We start from the raw sequence: 19997 nt of genomic DNA on the forward strand, positions 1-19997 counted from the left end.
CCTGGCGGGACGGTTTGGATAGGCCCCGATTCGGGCGAAGCCGTGGTGCGCGCCCGCATTTCCGCACCCGCCGCATTTCGGCGCCCGCCGAAGTGATCTAGGCTTTGCGCCGCATGACCGCCCGACCGCCCAAGGCCCCGCCCATTCCCGCCCATCCCGGCCTCGATGTCCGCACGGATGAGCTTGTCTGGTCGGGGCGCTTCCCGCTGCAACGGGTGGTGTTCACCTATACGCGCTTCGATGGCACGCCCTCGCGCGAATTGATCTGGGAGTTGTGGCGGCGCGGCCAGGGTGTGGCCCTGCTGCCCTATGACCCCTGGGCGGACCGGGTCGCGCTGATCGAGCAGTTCCGCCTGCCCATCCTGGCCGCGGGCTATCCGCCGATCGAGACGGAATGCGTGGCCGGTCTGCTGGAGGCGGGCGAGGACCCGGCCGAGGCCGCCCGGCGCGAAACCCAGGAGGAGGCGGGCCTCGACCCCGACCGCATCGAGAAGATCGGCCGCTATTTCCTGATGCAGGGCGGCTGCGACGAGATGATGCACCTCTATTGCGGCCGCGCCCGCCTGCCCGAGCCTGGCGCGGGCGCCACGCATGGGCTGGCGGCCGAGGGCGAGGACATCCGCCTGCTGGTGCTGACCGCCGAGGAGGCGCTGGCCCGGCTGGACGCCAACACCATCACCAACGCCACCGCCGCGCTGTGCCTGCACTGGCTGCGCCAGCACCGCGCGCGGCTGCGCCAGGACTGGACCACCGCATGACCGAAGCCCTGTTCCGCCACAACGCCTATGCCCAGGAGGCGGCGGCGCGCGTCGTCTCAGCCGGGCCGGAAGGCTTGGTGCTGGACCGCAGCATCTTCTACCCCCGCGCCGGCGGCCAGCCGGGCGACAGCGGCAAGCTGTGCTGGGATGGAGGCGATGCCGCCATCACGGAAGCCGTGAAGGGCGAGGGCGGCGCCATCTTGCACAAGCTGGCCGACGGCGCCCCCCTGCCCGCCCCCGGCACCCAGGTCACGCTGGTGCTGGACTGGCCGCGCCGGCACCGGCACATGCGGATGCACAGCGCCATGCACCTGCTGTGCAGCCTGATCCCGGGCGCCGGCGTCACCGGCGGCCAGGTGGGTGCGGAAAAATCCCGCCTCGACTTCGACCTGGCCGAGCCGCCCACGAAGGAGTGGCTGACCGAGCGGCTGAACGCCCTGGTGGCCGAGGACCATGCCATCTCCGAGGAATGGATCACGGAAGAGGAGCTGGCGGCCAATCCAGGCCTGGTCCGCACCCTTTCGGTCCAGCCGCCGCGCGGGGCGGGGCGCATCCGCCTCGTGCGGATCGGCCCCCAGGCGGCACCGGTGGACCTCCAGCCCTGCGGGGGCACGCATGTGCGGAACACGGCCGAGATCGGGCGCCTCGAAGTCCTGAAACTGGAAAACAAGGGCCGGCAGAACCGACGCATCAGCCTCGCCCTGGTGGAGAACTGACATGGACGCGATCGTCAACATGGAATGGCTGGCGGCCCATCTGGGCCAGCCGGACCTGGTGGTCTTCGACATCACGAAATACCTGCCGAACGAGCCCTTCGACGGCCGCACCAAGTTCGCGGAAGCCCATATCCCCGGCGCCCATTTCTTTGACATGGACGAGGTGGCGGACACCGAGAACCCGCTGCCGCACATGATCCCGACCGCCGCCCGCTTCGAGAAGCTGCTGGGTGCCATGGGTGTCACCCGCGCCGCGCGCGTGGTGTTCTACGACCAGAAGGGGATGCAGTCCTCGCCGCGCGGCTGGTGGCTGATGCGCCTCTTCGGCCACGACAAGGTGGCGGTGCTGGATGGCGGCCTGCCCAAATGGCTGCGCGAGGGCCGTGCCACCGCCTCCGGCGCCCCCGCCACGCCCGCCCCCGCCACCTATGTGGCCGACTTCATGGCTCGCCGCGTGGCCGGCATCGGCGATGTGAAGCGTCTGCTCGAAGATGGCTCGGCGCTGGTGCTGGATGCCCGCGCCGCCGGCCGCTTCGCCGGCACCGCGCCCGAGCCCCGCGCGGGCCTGCCCTCCGGCCACATGCCGGGCGCGGCCAACCTGCCCTTCAACGAGCTGCTCGCCGCCGATGGCACGATGCTGCCGCCCGACGCGTTGCGGGCCCGCTTCGCCGCCGCCGGCGCCGATGGCGGCAAGCCCCTGGTGACGAGCTGCGGCACCGGCGTCACCGCCTGCGTGCTGGCGCTCGGCGCCGTGCGCGCGGGCCTGCCCGAACCCGCCGTCTATGACGGCTCCTGGACCGAATGGGCCAGCCGTCCCGAAACAGAAAAGGTCTCTTCCTGATGCCCGACGACCATCGCCGCCGCCACGGCTTCTCCACCCGCATGAGCCATGCCGGGCGCGCGGGCGTGCGCATCCATGGCTTCGTGAACCCGGCGGTGCACCGCGGCTCCACCGTGCTGTTCCCCGATGCGGCCTCGCGCATGGCGGCCGCGGCCAAGCGCTACGACCAGCACATGACCTATGGCACGCAGGGGGGCCCCACCCACTACGCGCTGGAAGACGTGATCGCGGAGATCGAGGGCGGCAGCCGCTGCACCATCGTGGGCACGGGCCTCGCCGCCGTGGCCGTTCCGCTGCTGGCCTATCTCAAGGCGGGCGACCATTGCCTGATGCCCGACAGCGTCTATGGCCCAGCGCGCAACCTCGCCACCGGCCTCATGAAGGGCTGGGGCATCGAGACGACCTTCTACGATCCTTGCGTGGACGAGGCGGGCATGCGCGCCCTCATCCGCCCCAACACCAAGGTGGTCTATACGGAAAGCCCCGGCAGCCACACCTTCGAGGTGCAGGACATCCCGGCCATCTCCCGCGCCGCCCACGCGGCGGGTGCGAAGGTGATGATGGACAACACCTGGGGCATCCACACCTTCCAGCCCTTCGCGCATGGGGTGGATGTCTCCATCCAGGCGCTGACCAAGTATGTGGGCGGGCACAGCGACATCCTGCTGGGCAGCGTCACGGTCAACACCGAGGAGGACCATGTCGCGGTGCGCTCCGCCGCCTCCGCCATGGGCCATTACGCGAGCCCCGACGATTGCTGGCTGGCCCTGCGCGGCGTGCGGACCATGGCAGTGCGGCTCAAGACCCAGGCGGCGGCGGCGCTGGAGATCGCCTCCTGGCTGGAGCAGCAGCCGCAGATCCAGAAGGTGCTGCACCCCGCGCTCCCCTCGCACCCGCAGCACGCGCTGTTCATGCGGGACTTCACCGGGGCCTGCTCGCTCTTCGGCATCGTGCTGGATGCGCGCTATTCCCATGAGGACATGATGCGCTTCGTGGACGGGCTGTCCCTGTTCGGGATCGGCGCGAGCTGGGGCGGGTATGAGAGCCTGGCCATCCCCACCACCGGCTTCATCACCCGCAGCGCCGGCACCGGCGATTTCGGCGGGCAGACGGTGCGGATCCATATCGGCCTGGAGGACGTAGCCGACCTGAAGGCGGACCTGGCGCAGGGCCTGCACGCGCTGGGTTGAGAAGCGGCGCCTGGGTCCCGCCCGGGCGCAACCCATTCCTGGAGGTGGCGTTACCGCGGCTTAACCCTTCGCGAAGGAGGCCGCCGCATGCGCCATTCGAACGCCCGCACGACCCTTCCCATCGCCCGCCGCCCGCTGGGCCGCGCGCTGCTCGGAGGGGGGCTGATGGCCGCGTTCCTCGCCCCATCGGCCCGTGCCGAACGCCGCACGCTCCGCACGGAGGTGGGCGAGGTCCAGGTGGAGCGTATCGCCCAAGTGGAGCACCCCTGGGGCCTCGCCTTCCTGGAGGGCGACCGCTTCCTGGTGACGGAACGCAACTCGGGCGCGCTGCGCATGGGCCGGCGTGGCGGTTCGCTCTCCGATCCGCTGGAAGGCGCGCCCGAGGTCTATCGCTATCCGGGTCCCACCGATCGCAGCCAGGGCGGGATGTTCGACATCGCCCTGCACCCGGACTTCAACCAGAACCGCACCATCTTCCTCAGCCATTCGCGCTGGACGGAACAGGGTGCGGGCACCGCCGTCACGCGCGCGCGTCTGACCGAGGGCGACAACCCGCGCCTTGAGGATGCGCGGAACATCTTCATGATGAACAACCCCGATGGCAGCGGCCTGCATTTCGGCGGGCGCCTCGCCTTCGACCCGCGCGACGGCAGCCTGCTGCTCTCCATCGGCGACCGGCGGAACATGAACCGCGCCCAGGACGCGAAGGACCATGCGGGCTCCATCATCCGCATGACCACCGATGGCAAGCCGGCGCCCGGCAACCCCTTCCTCAATGAATCCGACAAGGACCATCACATCTACGCCATCGGCCTGCGGAACGTGCAGGGCATGGCCTTCGACCCGGAATCGCACCAGCTCTGGGTCAATGACCACGGGCCGCTGCGGGGCGATGAGATCCATCTCATCCGGGCCGGTCGGAACTATGGATGGCCCTATCTCACGGGCGGGCGAGACTATTCCGGCGCGCCGCTGGGCGAAGGCACGCGCCGCGAGGGCATGGAGAGCGCCTTCCACATCTTCGAGCGCACCGTGGGCCCGTCGGGGTTGGTGGTGTATCGCGGCGACATGTTCCCCGAATGGCGCGGGGCGCTTTTGCATGGCGGCCTCGCGGCCCGCGCCCTGGTTCGGACCCGCATGGCGAATGGACGGGTCGTCGGCGAGGAATGGATGCTGCGGGACCTCGACCGCCGCATCCGGGACGTGCGCGTCCATCGCGACGGCTCGGTCTGGCTGCTGACCGAGCACGAGGATGGCGAGGTTCTGCGCGTGTCGCGGGGCTAACCCCGCGGCAGTTCCTGCTCCACCAGGCGCGAGAAGAAGCTCGCCCCGATCGGCAGCAGGTCGTCGTTGAAGTCGTAGGTGGTGGTGTGGGCGGGGCGCTTGCCGCGCTCCCCATCGCGCTGGCCGAGATGGACGAAGCAGCCGGGGCGCTCCAGCAGGAAATAGGCGAAATCCTCCGCACCCATGGCGGGCGGGCGGTTGCGGATGACGCGCTCGCCGCCCAGCACCTGGCCCACGGCCTTGGCCGCGCGTTCGGCCTCGTTCGCGTGGTTCACGGTGGGCGGGTAGCCGCGGCGGTAGGTGACCGTCACCTCGGCATCGTGCATGGCCCCCACCCCGGTCGCGATCTGGGTGATGAGGCGCTCCATCTCCGCCCGCGTCTCGGCCTTCAGCGTGCGCACGGTGCCACGGATTTCGGCCGTGTCCGGGATGACGTTGCTGGCGGTGCCGGCGTGGAACTGGCAGAGGCTGATCACCGCGCTGTCCAGCGGGTCCACGCGGCGCGCCACCAGGGCCTGCAGGTTCACCACGATCTGCGCCCCCACCAGCACCGGATCAATGCCGATATGCGGCCGCGCGGCGTGGCCGCCCCGCCCGCGCACATGGATCGTCACGCCGTCCGCCGCGGCCAGCACGGGGCCGGCCACCACCGCCGCCTCGCCCAGCGGCAGGTTGGAGGCGTTGTGGACGCCATAGACGGTGTCGAAGGGGAAGCGGTCCAGCAGGCCATCGTCCAGCATGCGCTTGGCCCCTGCCCCACCCTCTTCCGCCGGCTGGAAGATGAAGACCACGGTGCCGTCGAAATTGCGCGTCTCCGCGAGATACTTGGCCGCGCCCAGCAGCATGGTCGTGTGCCCGTCATGGCCGCAGGCGTGCATCTTGCCGGGCGCGGTCGAGGCATAGGGCAGCCCCGTCTCCTCCGGCATGGGCAGGGCGTCCATGTCGGCGCGCAACCCGATGGCGCGCCCGCCGCTGCCGCTGCGCAGAACGCCCACGACACCCGTCGCACCCAGGCCGCGATGCACCTCGATGCCCCATTCCGCGAGCTTGGTGGCCACGATCTCGCTGGTGCGGTGCTCCTCGTAGCTCAGTTCGGGGTGGGCGTGGATGTCCTGCCGCCAGGCGGTCATCTCGGCGTGGAAATCGGCGATGCGGTTGATGATGGGCATGGGCGGCACCTCGGACACAAGGAAGGGGGACATGAGAAGGGGCGCCGAGCATCGCCCGGCGCCCCCTATTCGTCACTCCCCTGGCGGGCTCAGCGCCGGGGCGGGATTTCCGAAACGCCCAGGCGCGCGGGCGCCGTGCCGCCCTCGAAGACGCCGACCCAGATGTCGTACTGGCCCGAGGCGGGGCGCTGCAGCACGATGCCGGGGTCGAGGCCGATGAAGTCATCGTTGCAGACCCAGGACCCGTCCGGCAGGTTCACCACCAGCGTCGTGTCGCGGCTGGAATTGGCGAAGATGTAAAGCGGGAAGCCACCCGCCGTGTAGTTCAGCCGCACGTCCGGAGCATCGGCGATGCTGCCCGCGCAATCGCGCCCGAGGCGGCCGGCCGGGATGTTGCCGCCCGCCACCAAATCGACATGTTGCGGGTCGGGCATGAAGCCGGCCGTCAGGTTCAGCGTGCCGAAGGCAGGAGGCAGGTTGAAGTTCTGCGCCAGGACGGGGGCGGCAAGTGCGGCGACGCCCAGGGCGGCAGCGCCCAGGACCATGTGAGAAACGCGCATTGGCGCATAGCCTTCTGTCTGGTGTTTCCGGGGTTGCAACCATAGCGTGCTGTCTCATGACACGGCAAGGTGACCCCCGGACCGGGGCTTCCGCCTGGACGCGAGGGGCGCATACTTGGCGCCATGACGCTTCTGCTCGCGCTCGACCAGGGCACCACCTCCACCCGCGCCATCGCGTTCGACTCGGCGCTGGAGCCCCGCGCCACGGCCCAAATTCCCCTGCCGCAGCACTTTCCCACCCCCGGCTGGGTGGAGCACGACGCGGAGGAGATCTTCACCCACAGCCTGGCCGTGCTGCGCGAGGCGCTGGCGCGCGCGGGCGGCACAGCCGCCAACGTCGCGGGAATCGGCATCACCAACCAGCGCGAGACCACGGTGCTGTGGGAGCGGCGGACGGGCCGACCGGTCGGCCGCGCCATCGTCTGGCAAGACCGCCGCACCGCCCCCACCTGCGAGGCGCTGCGCGCGGCGGGCCATGAGGCGCTTGTCACCGCCCGCACGGGCCTGCTGCTGGACCCCTATTTCGCGGCCACCAAGCTCGGCTGGATGCTGGACAATATCGCGGGCGCCCGGGCGGCCGCGGAGCGCGGCGAGCTCTGCTTCGGCACCATCGATTCCTGGCTGCTGTTCCGCCTGACCGAAGGCCGCGTCCACGCCACCGACGCGAGCAACGCCGCGCGCACCCTGTTGCTGGACATCCGCACGGGCACCTGGGACACGGAGCTGCTGGAGCTGTTCCGCATTCCCGCTGCCCTGCTGCCGGAGGTGCGCGACAACGCCGCCCCCTTCGGCGAGACCACGCTGCTGGGCGGCTCCATTCCCATCCTCGGCATGGCGGGGGACCAGCAGGCGGCCACGCTGGGCCAGGCCTGCTTCGCACCGGGGATGATCAAGTCCACCTATGGCACGGGCTGCTTCGCCCTGCTGGTGACGGGCGAGGCGCCGGTGCCCTCGACGAACCGGCTGCTGACCACCATCGCCTGGCAGCTCGGTGGCAGGCGGCACTACGCGCTGGAGGGCTCCATCTTCGTGGCCGGGGCCGCCGTGCAATGGCTGCGCGATGGCCTCGGCATCATCCGCGAGGCTCGGGAGGCGGGCGAATTCGCCGCCCAGGCCAACCCGGCCGAGCGCGTGACGCTGGTGCCCGCCTTCACGGGCCTCGGCGCCCCCTGGTGGGACGCGGCGGCGCGGGGTGCCATCCTGGGGCTGACCCGCGCCTCGGGCCGCGCCGAGATCTGCCGTGCCGCCCTGGAATCCGTGGCCCTGCAAACCGCCGACTTGCTGGACGCCATGCGTCGCGACTGGCCCGAGATGGGCCGCACAGTGCTGCGCGTGGATGGCGGCATGGCGGCCAGCGACTGGACCATGCAATTCCTGGCCGACATCCTGGGCGCCCCGGTGGACCGGCCCGTGGTGCAGGAGACCACCGCGCTGGGCGCCGCCTATCTGGCCGGGGTGCAGGCCGGGTTGCTGGCCCCGCCCGGCGGTGCCGCCACCCATTGGCGGCTCGACCGCCGCTTCCAGCCCGGCATGGCGCGCGAGGAGGCCAGCCGGCGCCATGCCGAATGGCAGGACGCGGTGCGGCGGGTGCGCTCGGCCGGTTGACCGCGCGCGCGGGCGGTGCCGAACTGCGCCTGATGAACACCTTCCACCTCGGCAATGGCGCGGGCTTTTCGGGCGACCGCGTGGACGCCCCCATCCCCGTGCTGCGCAGCCTGATCGCGCGCGGCGGCCCGTCCGCCATGTTCTTCGAGACGCTGGGCGAACGGACGGTGGCACTCGCCCATCTCGAGAAGCGCGCCAACCCCGCCCGCGGCTACGAGCCCATGCTGGAGCGGCTGCTGGACCCCATCCTGGTGGACGCCCATGCCCATCGCATCCCGCTGCTGGGCAATTGGGGGGCCGCCAACCCGCCCGCCGCCGCTCTGGCGGTGGCAAGGCTCGCCCTGGCCAAGGGGCTGCCTGATTTGCGGATCGGGCTTGTGGAGGGCGATGACGTGACGCCGCTGGTCGCCGGCGGCCAACTGCCCGTGCACGAGGCCGATGCCGGGCTGGACATGGGTGCCTGGTCGCTCATCGCCGCCAACGCCTATATCGGCGCCGAGCCGCTGGTGGAGGCGCTGGCCCAGGGCGCCGATGTGGTCGTGGCCGGGCGCACCAGCGACCCGGCGCTGGCCATCGCCCCCCTCGCCCACCATTTCGGCTGGCGCTTCGATGATTGGGAGCGCCTGGCCCTGGGTGCGGCCACCGGCCATCTGCTGGAATGCGGCAGCCAGGTCACGGGCGGGGTCTTCTGGGACCCGGGCTTCAAGGACATCCCCGACCCCGCCAATATCGGCTTTCCCATCGCGGAGGTGACGGAGGGCGGTGGCCTCGTCATCACCAAGCCCGAGGGCACGGGCGGCATCGTGGACCTTCGCACGGTGAAGGAGCAGCTGCTCTATGAACTGCACGACCCGGCCCACTATATCACCCCCGACGTGGTGCTGGACATCACGCAATGCCGTCTCGAACAGGTGGGGCCGGACCGTGTGGCGGTCCATGGGCTGCGCGGCGCGCCCCGCCCCGACACGCTGAAAGTGACGGCGAGCTTCGAGGGAAGTTGGCTGGGCGAGGGCGAGGTCTCGGTCGCCGGACCCAACGCGCTGGCCCGCGCCCGTGCCACGGCCGATGTGCTGCTGGAACGGATGAAGCGGCGTGGCCTCGATGTGCGGGCGCGGGTGGACCTGATCGGCGTCGCCTCCGTGCATGATGATGACGGGGGCAGCCTCTGGCGCGGCTACAACGGCCCCGAACCGCAGGACATCCGCATTCGCCTGGCCGTCGAGGCGCGCACCCGTGACGACGCCGACCAGGCCGCGCGCGAAGTGCTGGCCATGCTCTGCTGCGGCACCGCCGGCACCGGCGGCGCCAGGTGGCGCGTGACGCCGCGCATCCTCACCCGCAGCCACCTCGTCCTGCGGGAGCGCGTGCCCACCCGTGTCACCACGCTCACGGCCCGCGACATGGCGGCAAGGGAGATCGCGGCATGAAGGAGGTTGCGCTGCACGCGCTCGCGCACAGCCGCGCGGGCGACAAGGGCAACCGGCTGAACATGTCGCTGATCCCCTACGACCCCGCGCATTACGAGCTGATCGCGGCGCAGGTGACGGAGGCGCGCGTGCTGGACCTGTTCCGCCACCGCGGGGCCACCCACTGCACGCGCCATGACCTGCCCAACCTGCACGCCTTCAACTTCGTGGTGGAGGAGGTGCTGGAGGGCGGCGTCAATGGCAGCCTGAACCTCGACGGCCACGGCAAGACGCACAGCTTCCGCCTGCTGGAGCTGACCATTCGCCTTCCGGCATGAAGCGGCCGGGCCTGCCATCCCGGGCCCGCCCCAATCCCGCCATGAGGTTGCGGCAAGAGGCCGCCCTGCGAGATTGCGAGTGGGGCGATGGCCCCGCCCAGGCCGCCCTTCCCGTGGCCCGACCGCGCCCGCACGGCCCTTGTTCAATGCTCCATCACGGATGGAAATCTTGATGCACGCCCCGCCCAGCCTTCCCAAATCCCTGACGGGCATCGAGGGATTTGACGACCTGACCCTGGGCGGCCTGCCGACGGGTCGCCCCTCCATCGTCTGCGGCTCCGCCGGCTGCGGCAAGACGCTCTTCGCCACCACCTTCCTGGTGCATGGCGCGCGCGACTACGATGAGCCCGGCGTCTTCGTCTCCTTCGAGGAACGGCCGGCCGACATCATCGCCAACGTGGCCTCGCTGGGCTTCGACATGGACCGCCTCATCGCCGAGGAAAAGCTGGCGATGGAGCACATCGCCATCAACCCCGCGGAGCTCGCGGAAATCGGCGACTATGATCTCGAAGGCCTCTTCCTGCGGCTGGAGCTGGCCATTGACGCGGTGGGGGCCAGGCGTGTCGTCCTCGACACCATCGAGAGCCTGTTTTCCGCCTTCACGAACCAGGCGGTGCTGCGGGCGGAGCTGCGGCGCCTGTTCGACTGGCTGAAGGACCGCGGGCTGACCACCGTCATCACCGCCGAGCGCGGCGATGGCACGCTGACGCGGCAGGGGCTGGAGGAATACGTCTCGGATTGCGTGATCCTGCTGGACCATCGCGTGCACAACCAGATCTCCACACGGCGCATGCGGATCGTGAAGTATCGCGGCACCGCGCATGGGACGAATGAATACCCCTTCCTGATCGACCGCGACGGGTTCTCGGTGCTGCCGGTCGGCTCCCTTGGCCTGAACCACCAGGTCTTCGAGGAACGGATCGCCTCGGGCGTCGTGGACCTGGATGCGATGATCCAGGGCGGGGGGTTCCACCGCGCCTCCTCCATCCTGGTCTCGGGCGTGGCGGGGGCGGGGAAATCCTCCCTGGCGGCCAGCTTCCTGCATGCCGCCGCCGCGCGCGGCGAACGCGCGATCTACTTCTCCTTCGAGGAGGCGGAGCGGCAGATCGTCCGCAACATGCGCTCCATCGGGCTCGACCTGGAGCCCTTCCTCGCACAGGGCCTCATCCGCTTCATCTCCGCGCGGCCCACCTTCTACAGCCTGGAGATGCACCTCGCGATCATGCTGCGCGAGGTGCAGAAATTCCGGCCGCAGCTGGTGGTGCTGGACCCCATCTCCGCCTTCATGGAAAGCGGCGACCCGTTGGAGGTGCAGTCCATGCTCCTGCGGATGGTGGACTTCCTCAAGAGCAGCGGCATCACCGGCGTCTTCACCCACCTGATGCACACCCAGGGCGGCGACTACGCCACGGATGTCGGGCTGTCCTCCCTGATGGATGGCTGGGTGCTGATGCTCAACCGAGAGGTCGGTGGGGAGTTCAACCGGGAACTCTATCTGCTCAAGGCGCGGGGAACCGCGCATTCGAACCAGGTGCGCGAATTCGTGATGAACGACCAGGGCATCCAGCTGCTGCCACCCTATCTGGGCGAGGGCGGCGCCGTCACCGGCTCCACGCGCCGTGCCGAAGAGGCACGCACGCGCCGCGCCGCGGCCGAGCGTGCGGCTCAGTTGGAGCGCGCGCGCATCCAGATCGACATCCGCCGCCGCAAGGCGGCCGCGCAGATCGAGGCCCTGCAGGCCGAGCTTGCGGGATATGAGGCGGAGATGGCGAGCGCCGCTTCCGCCGAGACCGAATACCAGCGACGGGCGGCGGATGATGCCGCCGTCATGCAGATGAGTCGCCGCGGCGACGGGAAGACGACATGAACGACACGCCGCAACCCAGGAAGCTGACCCTCTACGTGGCCGGCCAGACCCCGAAATCCATCGCGGCCATCGCCAACCTCAAGGCGATCGTGGCGGGCCCCCTGGCCGGACAATACGAGATCGAGGTCATTGACCTGCGGCAGAACCCGAAGCTCGCGAAGGAGCACAGCATCGTCGCCATCCCGACCCTGGTGCGGGAATTGCCGGTGCCCATCCGCAAGGTGATCGGCGACCTCTCCGACGTGGAGAAGGTGCTGGTGGCGCTGAAGGTGCAGGGCGAATGAACCTCGACGAAGTGGCCGAGCTTCGCCGGCGCCTCGCCGAGGCGGAAGAGACCCTGCGTGCCATCCGCGACGGGGATGTGGACGCGCTGGTGGTGGAACAGCAGAACGTCTCGCAGGTCTTCGACATCGGTGGCGGTGCCGAGGCCTATCACGTCTTCATGGAGGCGATGCATGTGGGTGCCGCCGCCATCGACGGCACGGGGCGCATCCTCTACGCCAATGCGCGGCTGACCTCGGTCCTGGGCTTCACACAGAATTCCGTGCAAGGCAGCCGCTTCACCGACATCGCGCCCGAAGAGGTGGCCGCGGCGGTGGAGCGGATCATGCCGCGCGCCGCCCTCGGCGTGGCCTCGGAGGAGGTGGGCTTCGACCGGCTGGGCGAGCAGGTCCACTACATCCTGACCGCCACGCCCCTGCGCCTCTCCACCACCCATGGCTTCGCCATCACCTTCACCGACGTGTCCGAGCGCGTGCGCGCGGAAGCGGCCGAGCAGAGCGAGCGCGCGGCGCATGCGGTGATCGCCTCCGCCAACGAGGCGGTGGTCGTCTGCGACCGCGAGGGCGTGATCACCCACGCCAATGCGGCGGCCGAGCTCTCCTTCGGCGGCGATCTTCTGGGCCTGCCCTTCGCGGACGCCATTCCCCTCATCTTCCCCGATGCCACCGGCCTGCTCCAGGCCGAGGACATCGTGCGGATGGTGGTGGACGGCGCCTCGGTGCAGGGGGTGGAGGCGCATGCGCCCAAGGCACCGAAGGTGAAGGACTACCTGGTCAGCGCGGCCCCCCTGCAGGTGGGCCATGACATGATCAATGGCTGCGTCATCACCATGGTGGACCTGTCGCAGCGCAAGGCCGCCGAAAAGCAGCAATTGCTGATGATGCGCGAGCTGGACCACCGGGTGAAGAACACCCTGGCCCTGGTGCTCTCCATCGCGAGCCGCACGCTGCACCACGAGGACACGCTGGAGGGCTTCCAGCAGGCCTTCACCGGTCGCATCCATGCCTTGGCCGCGACGCACAGCCTGCTGGCCGAGAATTCCTGGACCAACCTCACCATCGGCGATGTGGTCCGCAGCGAGCTGGCGCCCTACACGGCGGGCGCGGCGGGGCGCTTCACCATCCAGGACCTCGGCAAGTCACTGGCGCCGCGCGCGGCCATCGCGCTCGGCCTGGTCATTCACGAACTCGCCACCAATGCCACGAAGTATGGCTCCCTGTCGGTGCCCGGGGGGAAGCTTTCCGTCCGCGGCCGGGCGGAGGAGGAGCGCTTCATCGTGGAGTGGCGCGAAAGCGGCGGCCCGCCCGTCACGCCGCCCACCCACCGGGGCTTCGGCCAGACGGTGATCACGCGCAGCCTGCAATATACGCCCTCGGGCGGGGCGGAGGTGGATTTCGCCCCGGAGGGGCTGGTCTGCCGTATCTCCCTGCCGCTCGAGGATCTGCACGAATAGGGCGGGCGGGCGTTCAGCCCGGCGATCGCTCCCGCAGCTTGAGACGGTCCATCTCCGGCACCGACTGCCCCGCATCCACGAAGGCCTGCTTCAGCGCCTGGAGGTTGGGCGCGAAGATGCCCTCGCGGTTGTCGGTGCACCATTGCCGGCTCTCGGCGGGCATGCGCAGCGATCCCTGGAAGCGCGGCATGACCCAGCGGGCGAACAGCTCGAAGCTGTGCAGGGTCTGGCGCCGGTCGGCCCATTCATGGGCGCGGAACAGGATGGTCCCTGCCCCGCCATCGCTGAAGTCGAGCAGGCGCTGGATGCCCTGGGCCACGGTGTCGGGCGAGCCCACCAGTGTGGTGCCGGCCTTCAGCCCGTCACGCAGCGGGTCCTCGCTGCGCGTGGGCGGGCGGCCGAGGGTCTCGCCGAAATAGGTCTCGGTCTCCAGGCGTTCGCCGACCCGCACATCGGCGAAGGCGCGCTCGTCGTCATCGGCGCAGTGCATGTTGACCACGAGGCGCCAGTTGCGGCGGTCCATTGTCTGGCCATGCTTCGCGGCCTCGGCCTCGGCCATGCGCCACTGCTCGGCCAGCTTCTGCGGGCCGCCGGGCAGCCCGGCGCCCAATGAGATCAGGCCCAGGCCATGCTTCGCCGCCGCCAGCGCGCCGGCGGGCGTGGTGGAGGAGGCGACCGCGATGGGAAAGCGCGGGGAGGTGTAGGGTGCGAGGTGCAGCCTGGCCTCGCGCAGCTCGAACCAGTCGGTCTTCATGGTGACCGGCCCCTCGCAGGCCAGCAGCGCCATGATGGCGGCGAGCGATTCCTCCATGCGCGGCCGCTGCGTCTTCGCCTCGATGCCCATCATGTAGGCGTCGCTGACCAGCGCGCCCGGCCCGCAGCCCAGCATGGTGCGGCCGCGCGTCATGTGGTCGAGTTGGACGAAGCGCTGCGCCACCAGGAAGGGGTGGTGGTAGGGCAGCGAGGTGACGCCGGAGCCGAGGCGGATGTGCTTGGTGCGTTCGGCCGCGGCCGCGATCATCAGTTCCGGGCTCGCGATGGTTTCCCAGCCGGCGGAGTGATGCTCGCCCACCCAGGCCTCGTCATAGCCCAGCTGGTCGAGCGCCACGAGCAGGTCGAGGTCACGCCCCAGCGCCAGGGTGGGGTTGTCGCCCAGCCGGTGGAAGGGGGCGAGGAAGATGCCGAAGTTCAGGCCGGCATGGGGCATGGGACGCACTCCCGCGTGGTTTCGTGCAAGGCTGGCCCCCAAGGCTGGCCCTGGCGCCGCGCGCGGTCAACGCCGCCTGACCACGAGCGCCACGCCCAGCACCGCGACGGCGGTGCCGAGCACGGCCTGAAGCGCCATTCCCTCGCCCATCACCCCCCAGGCGATGAGGGCGGCCAGCGGCGGCACCAGGAAGAAGACCGAGGAGGCGCGCGCCGCCTCGCCATGGCGCAGCATGGCGAACAGCAGCGACAGGGAGATGAGGGAATTCACCAGCACCAGGTAGGCCAGCCCGGCGAAGAGGCCCGGCGCCCAGTCCACCCGCATGCTCTCCAGGAAGAAGGCAAGCGGCAGGGTGGCCAGCAGGGCCACCGCGCACATGACGAGGTTGGCGGTGACGAGGTGGGTGCCACGCCCGCCCCGCCGCTCCAGCAGCGCGCCCGTGGTCATGCAGGCCAGCGCCAGCATGGCGAAGAACAGCCCCACCCAGCCGCTGGCCGCCAGCCCCGAACCCGAGAGGATGACCAGCGCGGCCCCCACGACACCCAGGCCCAATCCCGCCCAGCCCCGCGCATCCAGCGGCGGGTCCCCCGTGACACGCGGCGCCAGCACGGCGACGGCGACGGGTTGCAGCCCGATGAGAAGCGCGATGGTCCCCGCCCCCATGCCCGCCTGCATGGCGAGGTTCATGGAGGCGAAATAGGCGAACTGCACCAGCAGCCCCATCCGCGCCAGATGCCATAGCGTGGCGCGGCCCGGGATGGGCGGGCGCAGCAGCAGCCAGAGCGGTGCCAACAGCGCCACCACGGCGGCATAGCGCAGCACCTGCAGGGTCAGCGGTTCCACATGCGGCAGGCTGACCGCGATGGCGGTGAAGCCACCCGACCACAGCGTGACGAACAGGAAGGGCGCGAGCACCAACCAGCGCGGCGTGGTCTTGGCGTTCGTCATCCCCATGGGCGAAGCTTCCGCCCGAAGCGGGGGCGCGTCCAGTTGCCAGTTGAAGCGGCCCATGAAGCCGGATAAAAGTTTCGAGAGAAACTATCCAGGGAAGAACACGTCATGACGGTCCTCGTGCCGCGCCTTTCGTCGCCCCGACGCGCCCTGCTGCTGGGGGCGTTGGCCACCCCCGCCGTGCTGGCCTCGGGCCGCGCCTCGGCGCAGGAGGTGACGCTGCGGCTGCACCACTTCCTGCCCGCCGTCTCCAACGTGCACCGCCACTTCCTGCAGCCCTGGGCGCAGAAGGTGCAGCAGGAGAGCAACAACCGCATCCGCATCCAGATCTTCCCCGCGATGCAGCTGGGCGGCGCGCCGCCCCAGCTCTACGACCAGGCGCGCGACGGCGTGGCCGACATCATCTGGACCCTGCCCGGCAACACGCCCGGCCGCTTCCCCTCCATCGAGGTGATCGAGCTGCCCTTCGTCGCCCACAAGCGTGCCAGCGTGAACGCCCGCGTGGTGCAGCAGCTGCATGACGAGGTGTTTGCCAGCGAATTCCAGGACACGCGCATCCTCTGCGCCTGGGCGCATGATGCGGGCGTGATCCATGCCCGCCGCGCGGTGAACCGCATGGAGGACATGGCCGGCCTCAAGCTGCGCTTCCCCACCCGCCAGGCGGGCGAGGCGCTGCGCGCGCTGGGGGCCGCCCCCATCGGCATGCCCATCCCGCAGGTGCCGGAAGCCTTGGCCCAGGGCGTGATCGACGGCGCCGTGGTGCCCTGGGAGGTGGTGCCCGCCATCCGCCTGCACGAGACGCTGCGCAACCACACGCAATTCGCCGGCAGCCCCACCTTCTACACGGCGAGCTTCGTGCTCGCGATGAACCGCGCGAAGTATGATGCCCTGCCGGCCGACCTGCGGGCCGTGGTGGACGCCAATTCCGGCCAGGCCGCCGCCACCATGGCCGCCCGCGTCTGGGACGAGCAGGGGCCGAGCGTGGAGACCATGGTCCGCCGGCGCCCGAATAACAGCATCGTCGAACTGGACGAAGCCGAGACCCGCCGCTGGGCCACCGCCACCCAGCCCGTCATTGACGCCTGGGTGCGCGCCATGGGCGAGCGCAACATCCAGGGCGGCGCCCTGCTGGAACGCGCCCGCGCGCTGATCGCGCAATACGGCCAAGGGGTCGCCTGAAGCCTTGCCGGGCGTGGTCGCGCGGCTTGCGGGCGGGGTCGCCCTGCTGGGCGGCCTGGTGCTGCTGGCCGCCGCGCTGCTGACGGTGGTCTCGGTGCTGCTGCGCTGGCTGACGGGCCAGCCCGTCCGCGGCGACTTCGAGCTGGTGTCCATCGGCGCAGGGCTGGCCGTGCTCTGCACCCTGGCGCATGGCAGCGCGACCCGGGCCAACATCCTGGTGGATACCTTTACCCAATGGCTCCCGCGCCGCGCCACGGGCGCGCTGGATGCCTTCTGGACGCTGGCCTGGGCCGTGGTCCTGCTGGTCATCGCGGAGCGCATGGCCCAGGGCGCCTATGAGACCTGGGCCAACAACATGCGCACCATCGGCCTGCTGGCCCTGCCCTTCTGGTGGGCGGTGGGCGTGGGCGCGCTGTGCTTCGCGCTGGCGGGGGTGATCTCGCTGGTCTGGTTGCCGCGGCTGTTCCGGGGCGAGCGCTGAATGGCGCCGGAATTCGCGCTGGCGGCGACAGGCTTCGCGGCGCTGATGGGGCTGATCGTGCTGCGGGCGCCCATCGCGCTGGCGCTCCTACTGGTCGGCGCGGCTGGCTATGTGCATGTGCTCGATGCCGCTGCCCTGATGAACTACCTCAAGACCACGCCCTATCATCTCTTCGCCAACTACACCCTCTCCATCATCCCGGTCTTCATCCTGATGGGTGCCCTGGCCGAGCGTGGCGGGCTGGCGCGGGACCTCTTCGCCGCCGCCAACGCGCTGCTGGGCCGGCGTCCCGGCGGCCTGGCCATGAGCGTGATCGGCGCGAGTGCCGCCTTTGGCGCGGTCTGCGGCAGCTCGGTCGCGACCACCGCCACCTTCGGCCGCGCGGCCCTGCCCGAATTGCTGCGCCATGGCACGGCACCTGGCTTCGCCACGGGCACCATCGCGGCGGGCGGGACGCTGGGTATCCTGATCCCACCCTCGGTCATCCTGGTGGTCTATGCCATCAGCACCGAGCAGAACGTGGCCAAGCTCTTCATGGCGGCGCTGATCCCCGGGCTGCTGGCCACCCTCTCCTACCTCGCCGTGATCTGGCTGCGGATGCGGCTGAACCCGGGCCTCGGCCCGCCCGCGCCGCCGCTCGATGCCGCCGAACGTCGCGCCGCCTTCCGCCGCGTGGTGCCGGTGCTGGGCATCGCGGTGCTGGTGGTGGGCGGGCTCTATGGCGGCGTGTTCACGCCGACCGAGAGTGCCGCCGTGGGTTGCATCGCGGTGCTGGCGGTGGGGCTGGCGCGGCGCTCCCTGCCCGTCCGCGAAATCCGCGCCGCCATCCTGGCCGCGGCCGAGACCACCGCCATGATCTTCGCCATCCTGCTCGGCGCCGAGATCTTCAACGCCTTCCTCGCACTCACCCAGGCGCCGGACCTACTGGGCCTCTGGGTGAGCGAGCAGGGCTTCGCCCCCTATGCCGTGCTGGCCGTGCTGCTGCTGGCCTACCTGGTGCTGGGTGCCGTGATGGATGAGTTGGCGATGATCCTGCTGACACTCCCCATCTTCTTCCCCGTGGTCACGGCGCTGGATTTCGGCATGACGACCGAGGAGACGGCCATCTGGTTCGGCATACTGGTGCTGGTGGTGGTGGGCATCGGGCTGACCTCGCCGCCCATTGGGCTGAACGTCTTCGTGATCAGCGCCATCGCGCGGAACGTGCCCATCCTCGACACCTATCGCGGCGTGCTGCCCTATGTGGGCGCGGACCTGGTGCGGCTGCTGCTCTGCGTGGCCTTCCCGGGGCTGAGCCTTTGGCTGGTGCGGCTTTTGACATAGGCTCAAGCGACCCTTCCTCCACGCCCTTCCGGACCACCGCCATGACCGTGAACCCCGCCGATTCGCCCGTCCTGGGCGCGCTCTACGGCACCAACGCCATGCGCGCCGTGATGAGCGAGACGCAGTTCCTGCAATCCATGCTGGATGTGGAGGCGGCGCTGGCCCGCGCCCAGGCCCGCCTCGGCATCGTGCCCGCCGAGGCCGCCGCCGCCATCACCGCGGCCGCACGCGCCGAAAGCCTGGACCTGCCGGCGCTGGCCGCCGCCACGCGCAACACGGGCTATCCCGTGGTGGGGCTGGTGAAGCAGCTCTCGGCGCTGGCGGGGCCGGAAGCCGGGCGATGGACCCATTGGGGCGCCACGACCCAGGACATCATGGACAGCGCGGTGGTGCTGCAATTGCGGGCGGCGCTGAAGCTGATCCGCGCGGAACTTGCCGCCACCATCCAGGGCTTCGCGCGCATGGCACGCGCCCATGCCGGCACGGTGATGGCCGGCCGCACCCATCTCCAGCACGCGCTGCCCGTCACCTTCGGCTACAAGGTGGCCATCTGGCTCTCGCCGCTGATCACGATGACGGAGCGGCTGGACCAGCTCGAACCCCGCGCGCTGCGGCTGCAATTCGGCGGTGCCGCCGGCACGCTGGCATCGCTGGGCGAGCAGGGCTTGGCGGTGCATGAGGAGTTGGCCCGCGAACTCGCGCTGCACCCGGCCGACATCACCTGGCATGTGGCGCGCGACGGGCTGGCGGAAATCGTCACCTTCTGCGGCCTGCTCTGCGGCGCGCTGTCCAAGATCGCGACCGACGTGATGCTCATGATGCAGACGGAAGTGGCCGAGGTGAATGAGCCGCACGTCACCGGCCGCGGCGGCAGCAGCACCATGCCGCAGAAGCGCAACCCGATCAGCTGCGAATACATCCTGGCGCAGTCGCGCGGGGTTCATGCGCTGGTGGGGCAGATGCTCTCCGCCATGGCGCAGGACCTGGAGCGCGGCACAGGCCCCTGGCAGACCGAGCCGCTCGTCCTTGGCCAAACCCTGGTGCTGACCCATGGCGCGCTGGCCCAGGCGCGCTTCCTGTCGGAGGGGCTGGTCGTGGACCCCGCGCGCATGCGCCAGAACCTCGCCTCCACAGGCGGCCTGATCGCGGGCGAGCAGGTGATGATGGGCCTCGCCCCCGTGCTGGGCCGTGGCGAGGCGCATCATGTGGTGAACCGCGCCTGCGACCAGGCCATCGCCCACGGCATCCCGCTGGCCGAGGCACTGATGCAGGAGGAGGCGGTGGCCAGCCAACTGGACGCCGCCGCCGTGGCCGCGCTGTGCGAGCCGGAAAGCTATCTCGGCAGCGCGCGCGCCTTCGTGGACCGGGTGCTGGCGCGGCTTTGACC

The 19997-nt window shown here is 70.4% G+C and carries 19 protein-coding genes; 15 read left to right on the forward strand and 4 right to left on the reverse strand.

The window, feature by feature from the left end:
- Positions 1-113: 113 nt before the first annotated feature.
- From GGQ83_RS07445 to GGQ83_RS07465, 5 genes are all read left to right on the forward strand, one after another.
- Positions 114-758: an NUDIX domain-containing protein gene (locus GGQ83_RS07445; RefSeq protein ID WP_184383156.1), complete on the forward strand. Its 645-nt coding sequence runs from the start codon at positions 114-116 to the stop codon at positions 756-758.
- On the forward strand, positions 755-1474 hold the full coding sequence (locus tag GGQ83_RS07450) for an alanyl-tRNA editing protein (RefSeq protein WP_184383157.1): 720 nt from the start codon (positions 755-757) through the stop codon (positions 1472-1474). The genes GGQ83_RS07445 and GGQ83_RS07450 overlap by 4 nt, the downstream gene beginning before the upstream one ends.
- Position 1475: 1 nt before the next feature.
- The gene (locus GGQ83_RS07455) at positions 1476-2315 is read left to right on the forward strand and encodes a sulfurtransferase (protein ID WP_184383158.1); all 840 of its coding nucleotides are present in this window, start codon (positions 1476-1478) and stop codon (positions 2313-2315) included.
- Complete coding sequence (gene metC, locus GGQ83_RS07460; protein ID WP_184383159.1) at positions 2315-3505, forward strand: cystathionine beta-lyase; 1191 nt, start codon at positions 2315-2317, stop codon at positions 3503-3505. Before GGQ83_RS07455 ends, metC begins: the two co-directional genes overlap by 1 nt.
- A gap of 87 nt (positions 3506-3592) precedes the next feature.
- Complete coding sequence (locus GGQ83_RS07465) at positions 3593-4789, forward strand: PQQ-dependent sugar dehydrogenase (protein WP_184383160.1); 1197 nt, start codon at positions 3593-3595, stop codon at positions 4787-4789.
- Here GGQ83_RS07465 and GGQ83_RS07470 read toward each other — a convergent pair.
- A complete protein-coding gene (locus GGQ83_RS07470) occupies positions 4786-5958 on the reverse strand; it encodes a M20 aminoacylase family protein (protein ID WP_184383636.1) in 1173 nt (390 codons plus the stop codon). The two genes, GGQ83_RS07465 and GGQ83_RS07470, sit on opposite strands and share 4 nt — an antisense overlap.
- Positions 5959-6047: 89 nt before the next feature.
- Positions 6048-6503, reverse strand: coding sequence for a peptidase S1 (locus GGQ83_RS07475; protein ID WP_184383161.1), 456 nt, complete (start codon positions 6501-6503; stop codon positions 6048-6050).
- A gap of 138 nt (positions 6504-6641) precedes the next feature.
- Here GGQ83_RS07475 and glpK point away from each other — a divergent pair, with 138 nt between their 5' ends.
- The 6 genes from glpK to GGQ83_RS07505 all read left to right on the forward strand — a co-directional run bounded on the left by glpK (position 6642) and on the right by GGQ83_RS07505 (position 13469).
- The gene (gene glpK / locus GGQ83_RS07480; protein ID WP_184383162.1) at positions 6642-8123 is read left to right on the forward strand and encodes a glycerol kinase GlpK; all 1482 of its coding nucleotides are present in this window, start codon (positions 6642-6644) and stop codon (positions 8121-8123) included.
- Positions 8084-9550: an acyclic terpene utilization AtuA family protein gene (locus tag GGQ83_RS07485; protein WP_242534923.1), complete on the forward strand. Its 1467-nt coding sequence runs from the start codon at positions 8084-8086 to the stop codon at positions 9548-9550. Before glpK ends, GGQ83_RS07485 begins: the two co-directional genes overlap by 40 nt.
- Positions 9547-9867 (forward strand): AtuA-related protein, encoded by a 321-nt coding sequence (locus GGQ83_RS07490; protein WP_184383163.1) that lies wholly within the window; start codon positions 9547-9549, stop codon positions 9865-9867. Before GGQ83_RS07485 ends, GGQ83_RS07490 begins: the two co-directional genes overlap by 4 nt.
- A gap of 172 nt (positions 9868-10039) precedes the next feature.
- On the forward strand, positions 10040-11734 hold the full coding sequence (kaiC, locus tag GGQ83_RS07495) for a circadian clock protein KaiC (protein WP_184383164.1): 1695 nt from the start codon (positions 10040-10042) through the stop codon (positions 11732-11734).
- On the forward strand, positions 11731-12018 hold the full coding sequence (locus GGQ83_RS07500) for a circadian clock KaiB family protein (protein WP_184383165.1): 288 nt from the start codon (positions 11731-11733) through the stop codon (positions 12016-12018). Before kaiC ends, GGQ83_RS07500 begins: the two co-directional genes overlap by 4 nt.
- On the forward strand, positions 12015-13469 hold the full coding sequence (locus GGQ83_RS07505; RefSeq protein ID WP_184383166.1) for a sensor histidine kinase: 1455 nt from the start codon (positions 12015-12017) through the stop codon (positions 13467-13469). Before GGQ83_RS07500 ends, GGQ83_RS07505 begins: the two co-directional genes overlap by 4 nt.
- A gap of 13 nt (positions 13470-13482) precedes the next feature.
- Here the strand turns inward: GGQ83_RS07505 and GGQ83_RS07510 are convergent, their stop codons facing one another.
- Both GGQ83_RS07510 and GGQ83_RS07515 read right to left on the reverse strand, forming a co-directional pair.
- Positions 13483-14676, reverse strand: a complete 1194-nt coding sequence (locus GGQ83_RS07510) for an LLM class flavin-dependent oxidoreductase (protein ID WP_184383167.1) — start codon at positions 14674-14676, stop codon at positions 13483-13485.
- Between the two features lie 66 nt (positions 14677-14742).
- Complete coding sequence (locus tag GGQ83_RS07515; protein ID WP_207017974.1) at positions 14743-15630, reverse strand: DMT family transporter; 888 nt, start codon at positions 15628-15630, stop codon at positions 14743-14745.
- A gap of 105 nt (positions 15631-15735) precedes the next feature.
- On the opposite strand from GGQ83_RS07515, the gene GGQ83_RS07520 reads away from it, so the two are divergent.
- From GGQ83_RS07520 to GGQ83_RS07535, 4 genes are read left to right on the forward strand one after another with little or no spacing between them, the layout of a single operon-like run.
- On the forward strand, positions 15736-16806 hold the full coding sequence (locus GGQ83_RS07520; RefSeq protein ID WP_184383168.1) for a TRAP transporter substrate-binding protein: 1071 nt from the start codon (positions 15736-15738) through the stop codon (positions 16804-16806).
- Positions 16807-16819: 13 nt separating this feature from the next.
- On the forward strand, positions 16820-17287 hold the full coding sequence (locus tag GGQ83_RS07525) for a TRAP transporter small permease (protein ID WP_311727543.1): 468 nt from the start codon (positions 16820-16822) through the stop codon (positions 17285-17287).
- Positions 17288-18610, forward strand: a complete 1323-nt coding sequence (locus GGQ83_RS07530) for a TRAP transporter large permease (RefSeq protein WP_184383170.1) — start codon at positions 17288-17290, stop codon at positions 18608-18610.
- A gap of 41 nt (positions 18611-18651) precedes the next feature.
- On the forward strand, positions 18652-19995 hold the full coding sequence (locus GGQ83_RS07535) for a class-II fumarase/aspartase family protein (protein WP_184383171.1): 1344 nt from the start codon (positions 18652-18654) through the stop codon (positions 19993-19995).
- The last annotated feature ends 2 nt before the right edge of the window (positions 19996-19997 follow it).

The organism is Roseococcus suduntuyensis (assembly GCF_014196305.1).
Taxonomy (GTDB): domain Bacteria; phylum Pseudomonadota; class Alphaproteobacteria; order Acetobacterales; family Acetobacteraceae; genus Roseococcus; species Roseococcus suduntuyensis.

Excerpts from the sequence above, each read along its gene's own strand:
- GGQ83_RS07500 (WP_184383165.1), top strand. The coding sequence starts at position 11,731 with ATGAACGACACGCCGCAACCCAGGAAGCTGACCCTCTACGTGGCCGGC.
- metC (WP_184383159.1), top strand. The coding sequence starts at position 2,315 with ATGCCCGACGACCATCGCCGCCGCCACGGCTTCTCCACCCGCATGAGC.
- GGQ83_RS07515 (WP_207017974.1), bottom strand. The coding sequence starts at position 15,630 with ATGGGGATGACGAACGCCAAGACCACGCCGCGCTGGTTGGTGCTCGCG.
- GGQ83_RS07470 (WP_184383636.1), bottom strand. The coding sequence starts at position 5,958 with ATGCCCATCATCAACCGCATCGCCGATTTCCACGCCGAGATGACCGCC.
- kaiC (WP_184383164.1), top strand. The coding sequence starts at position 10,040 with ATGCACGCCCCGCCCAGCCTTCCCAAATCCCTGACGGGCATCGAGGGA.
- glpK (WP_184383162.1), top strand. The coding sequence starts at position 6,642 with ATGACGCTTCTGCTCGCGCTCGACCAGGGCACCACCTCCACCCGCGCC.
- GGQ83_RS07490 (WP_184383163.1), top strand. The coding sequence starts at position 9,547 with ATGAAGGAGGTTGCGCTGCACGCGCTCGCGCACAGCCGCGCGGGCGAC.
- GGQ83_RS07505 (WP_184383166.1), top strand. The coding sequence starts at position 12,015 with ATGAACCTCGACGAAGTGGCCGAGCTTCGCCGGCGCCTCGCCGAGGCG.
- GGQ83_RS07510 (WP_184383167.1), bottom strand. The coding sequence starts at position 14,676 with ATGCCCCATGCCGGCCTGAACTTCGGCATCTTCCTCGCCCCCTTCCAC.
- GGQ83_RS07465 (WP_184383160.1), top strand. The coding sequence starts at position 3,593 with ATGCGCCATTCGAACGCCCGCACGACCCTTCCCATCGCCCGCCGCCCG.
- GGQ83_RS07530 (WP_184383170.1), top strand. The coding sequence starts at position 17,288 with ATGGCGCCGGAATTCGCGCTGGCGGCGACAGGCTTCGCGGCGCTGATG.
- GGQ83_RS07455 (WP_184383158.1), top strand. The coding sequence starts at position 1,476 with ATGGACGCGATCGTCAACATGGAATGGCTGGCGGCCCATCTGGGCCAG.
- GGQ83_RS07485 (WP_242534923.1), top strand. The coding sequence starts at position 8,084 with ATGGCAGGACGCGGTGCGGCGGGTGCGCTCGGCCGGTTGACCGCGCGC.
- GGQ83_RS07475 (WP_184383161.1), bottom strand. The coding sequence starts at position 6,503 with ATGGTCCTGGGCGCTGCCGCCCTGGGCGTCGCCGCACTTGCCGCCCCC.
- GGQ83_RS07450 (WP_184383157.1), top strand. The coding sequence starts at position 755 with ATGACCGAAGCCCTGTTCCGCCACAACGCCTATGCCCAGGAGGCGGCG.
- GGQ83_RS07520 (WP_184383168.1), top strand. The coding sequence starts at position 15,736 with ATGACGGTCCTCGTGCCGCGCCTTTCGTCGCCCCGACGCGCCCTGCTG.
- GGQ83_RS07445 (WP_184383156.1), top strand. The coding sequence starts at position 114 with ATGACCGCCCGACCGCCCAAGGCCCCGCCCATTCCCGCCCATCCCGGC.
- GGQ83_RS07535 (WP_184383171.1), top strand. The coding sequence starts at position 18,652 with ATGACCGTGAACCCCGCCGATTCGCCCGTCCTGGGCGCGCTCTACGGC.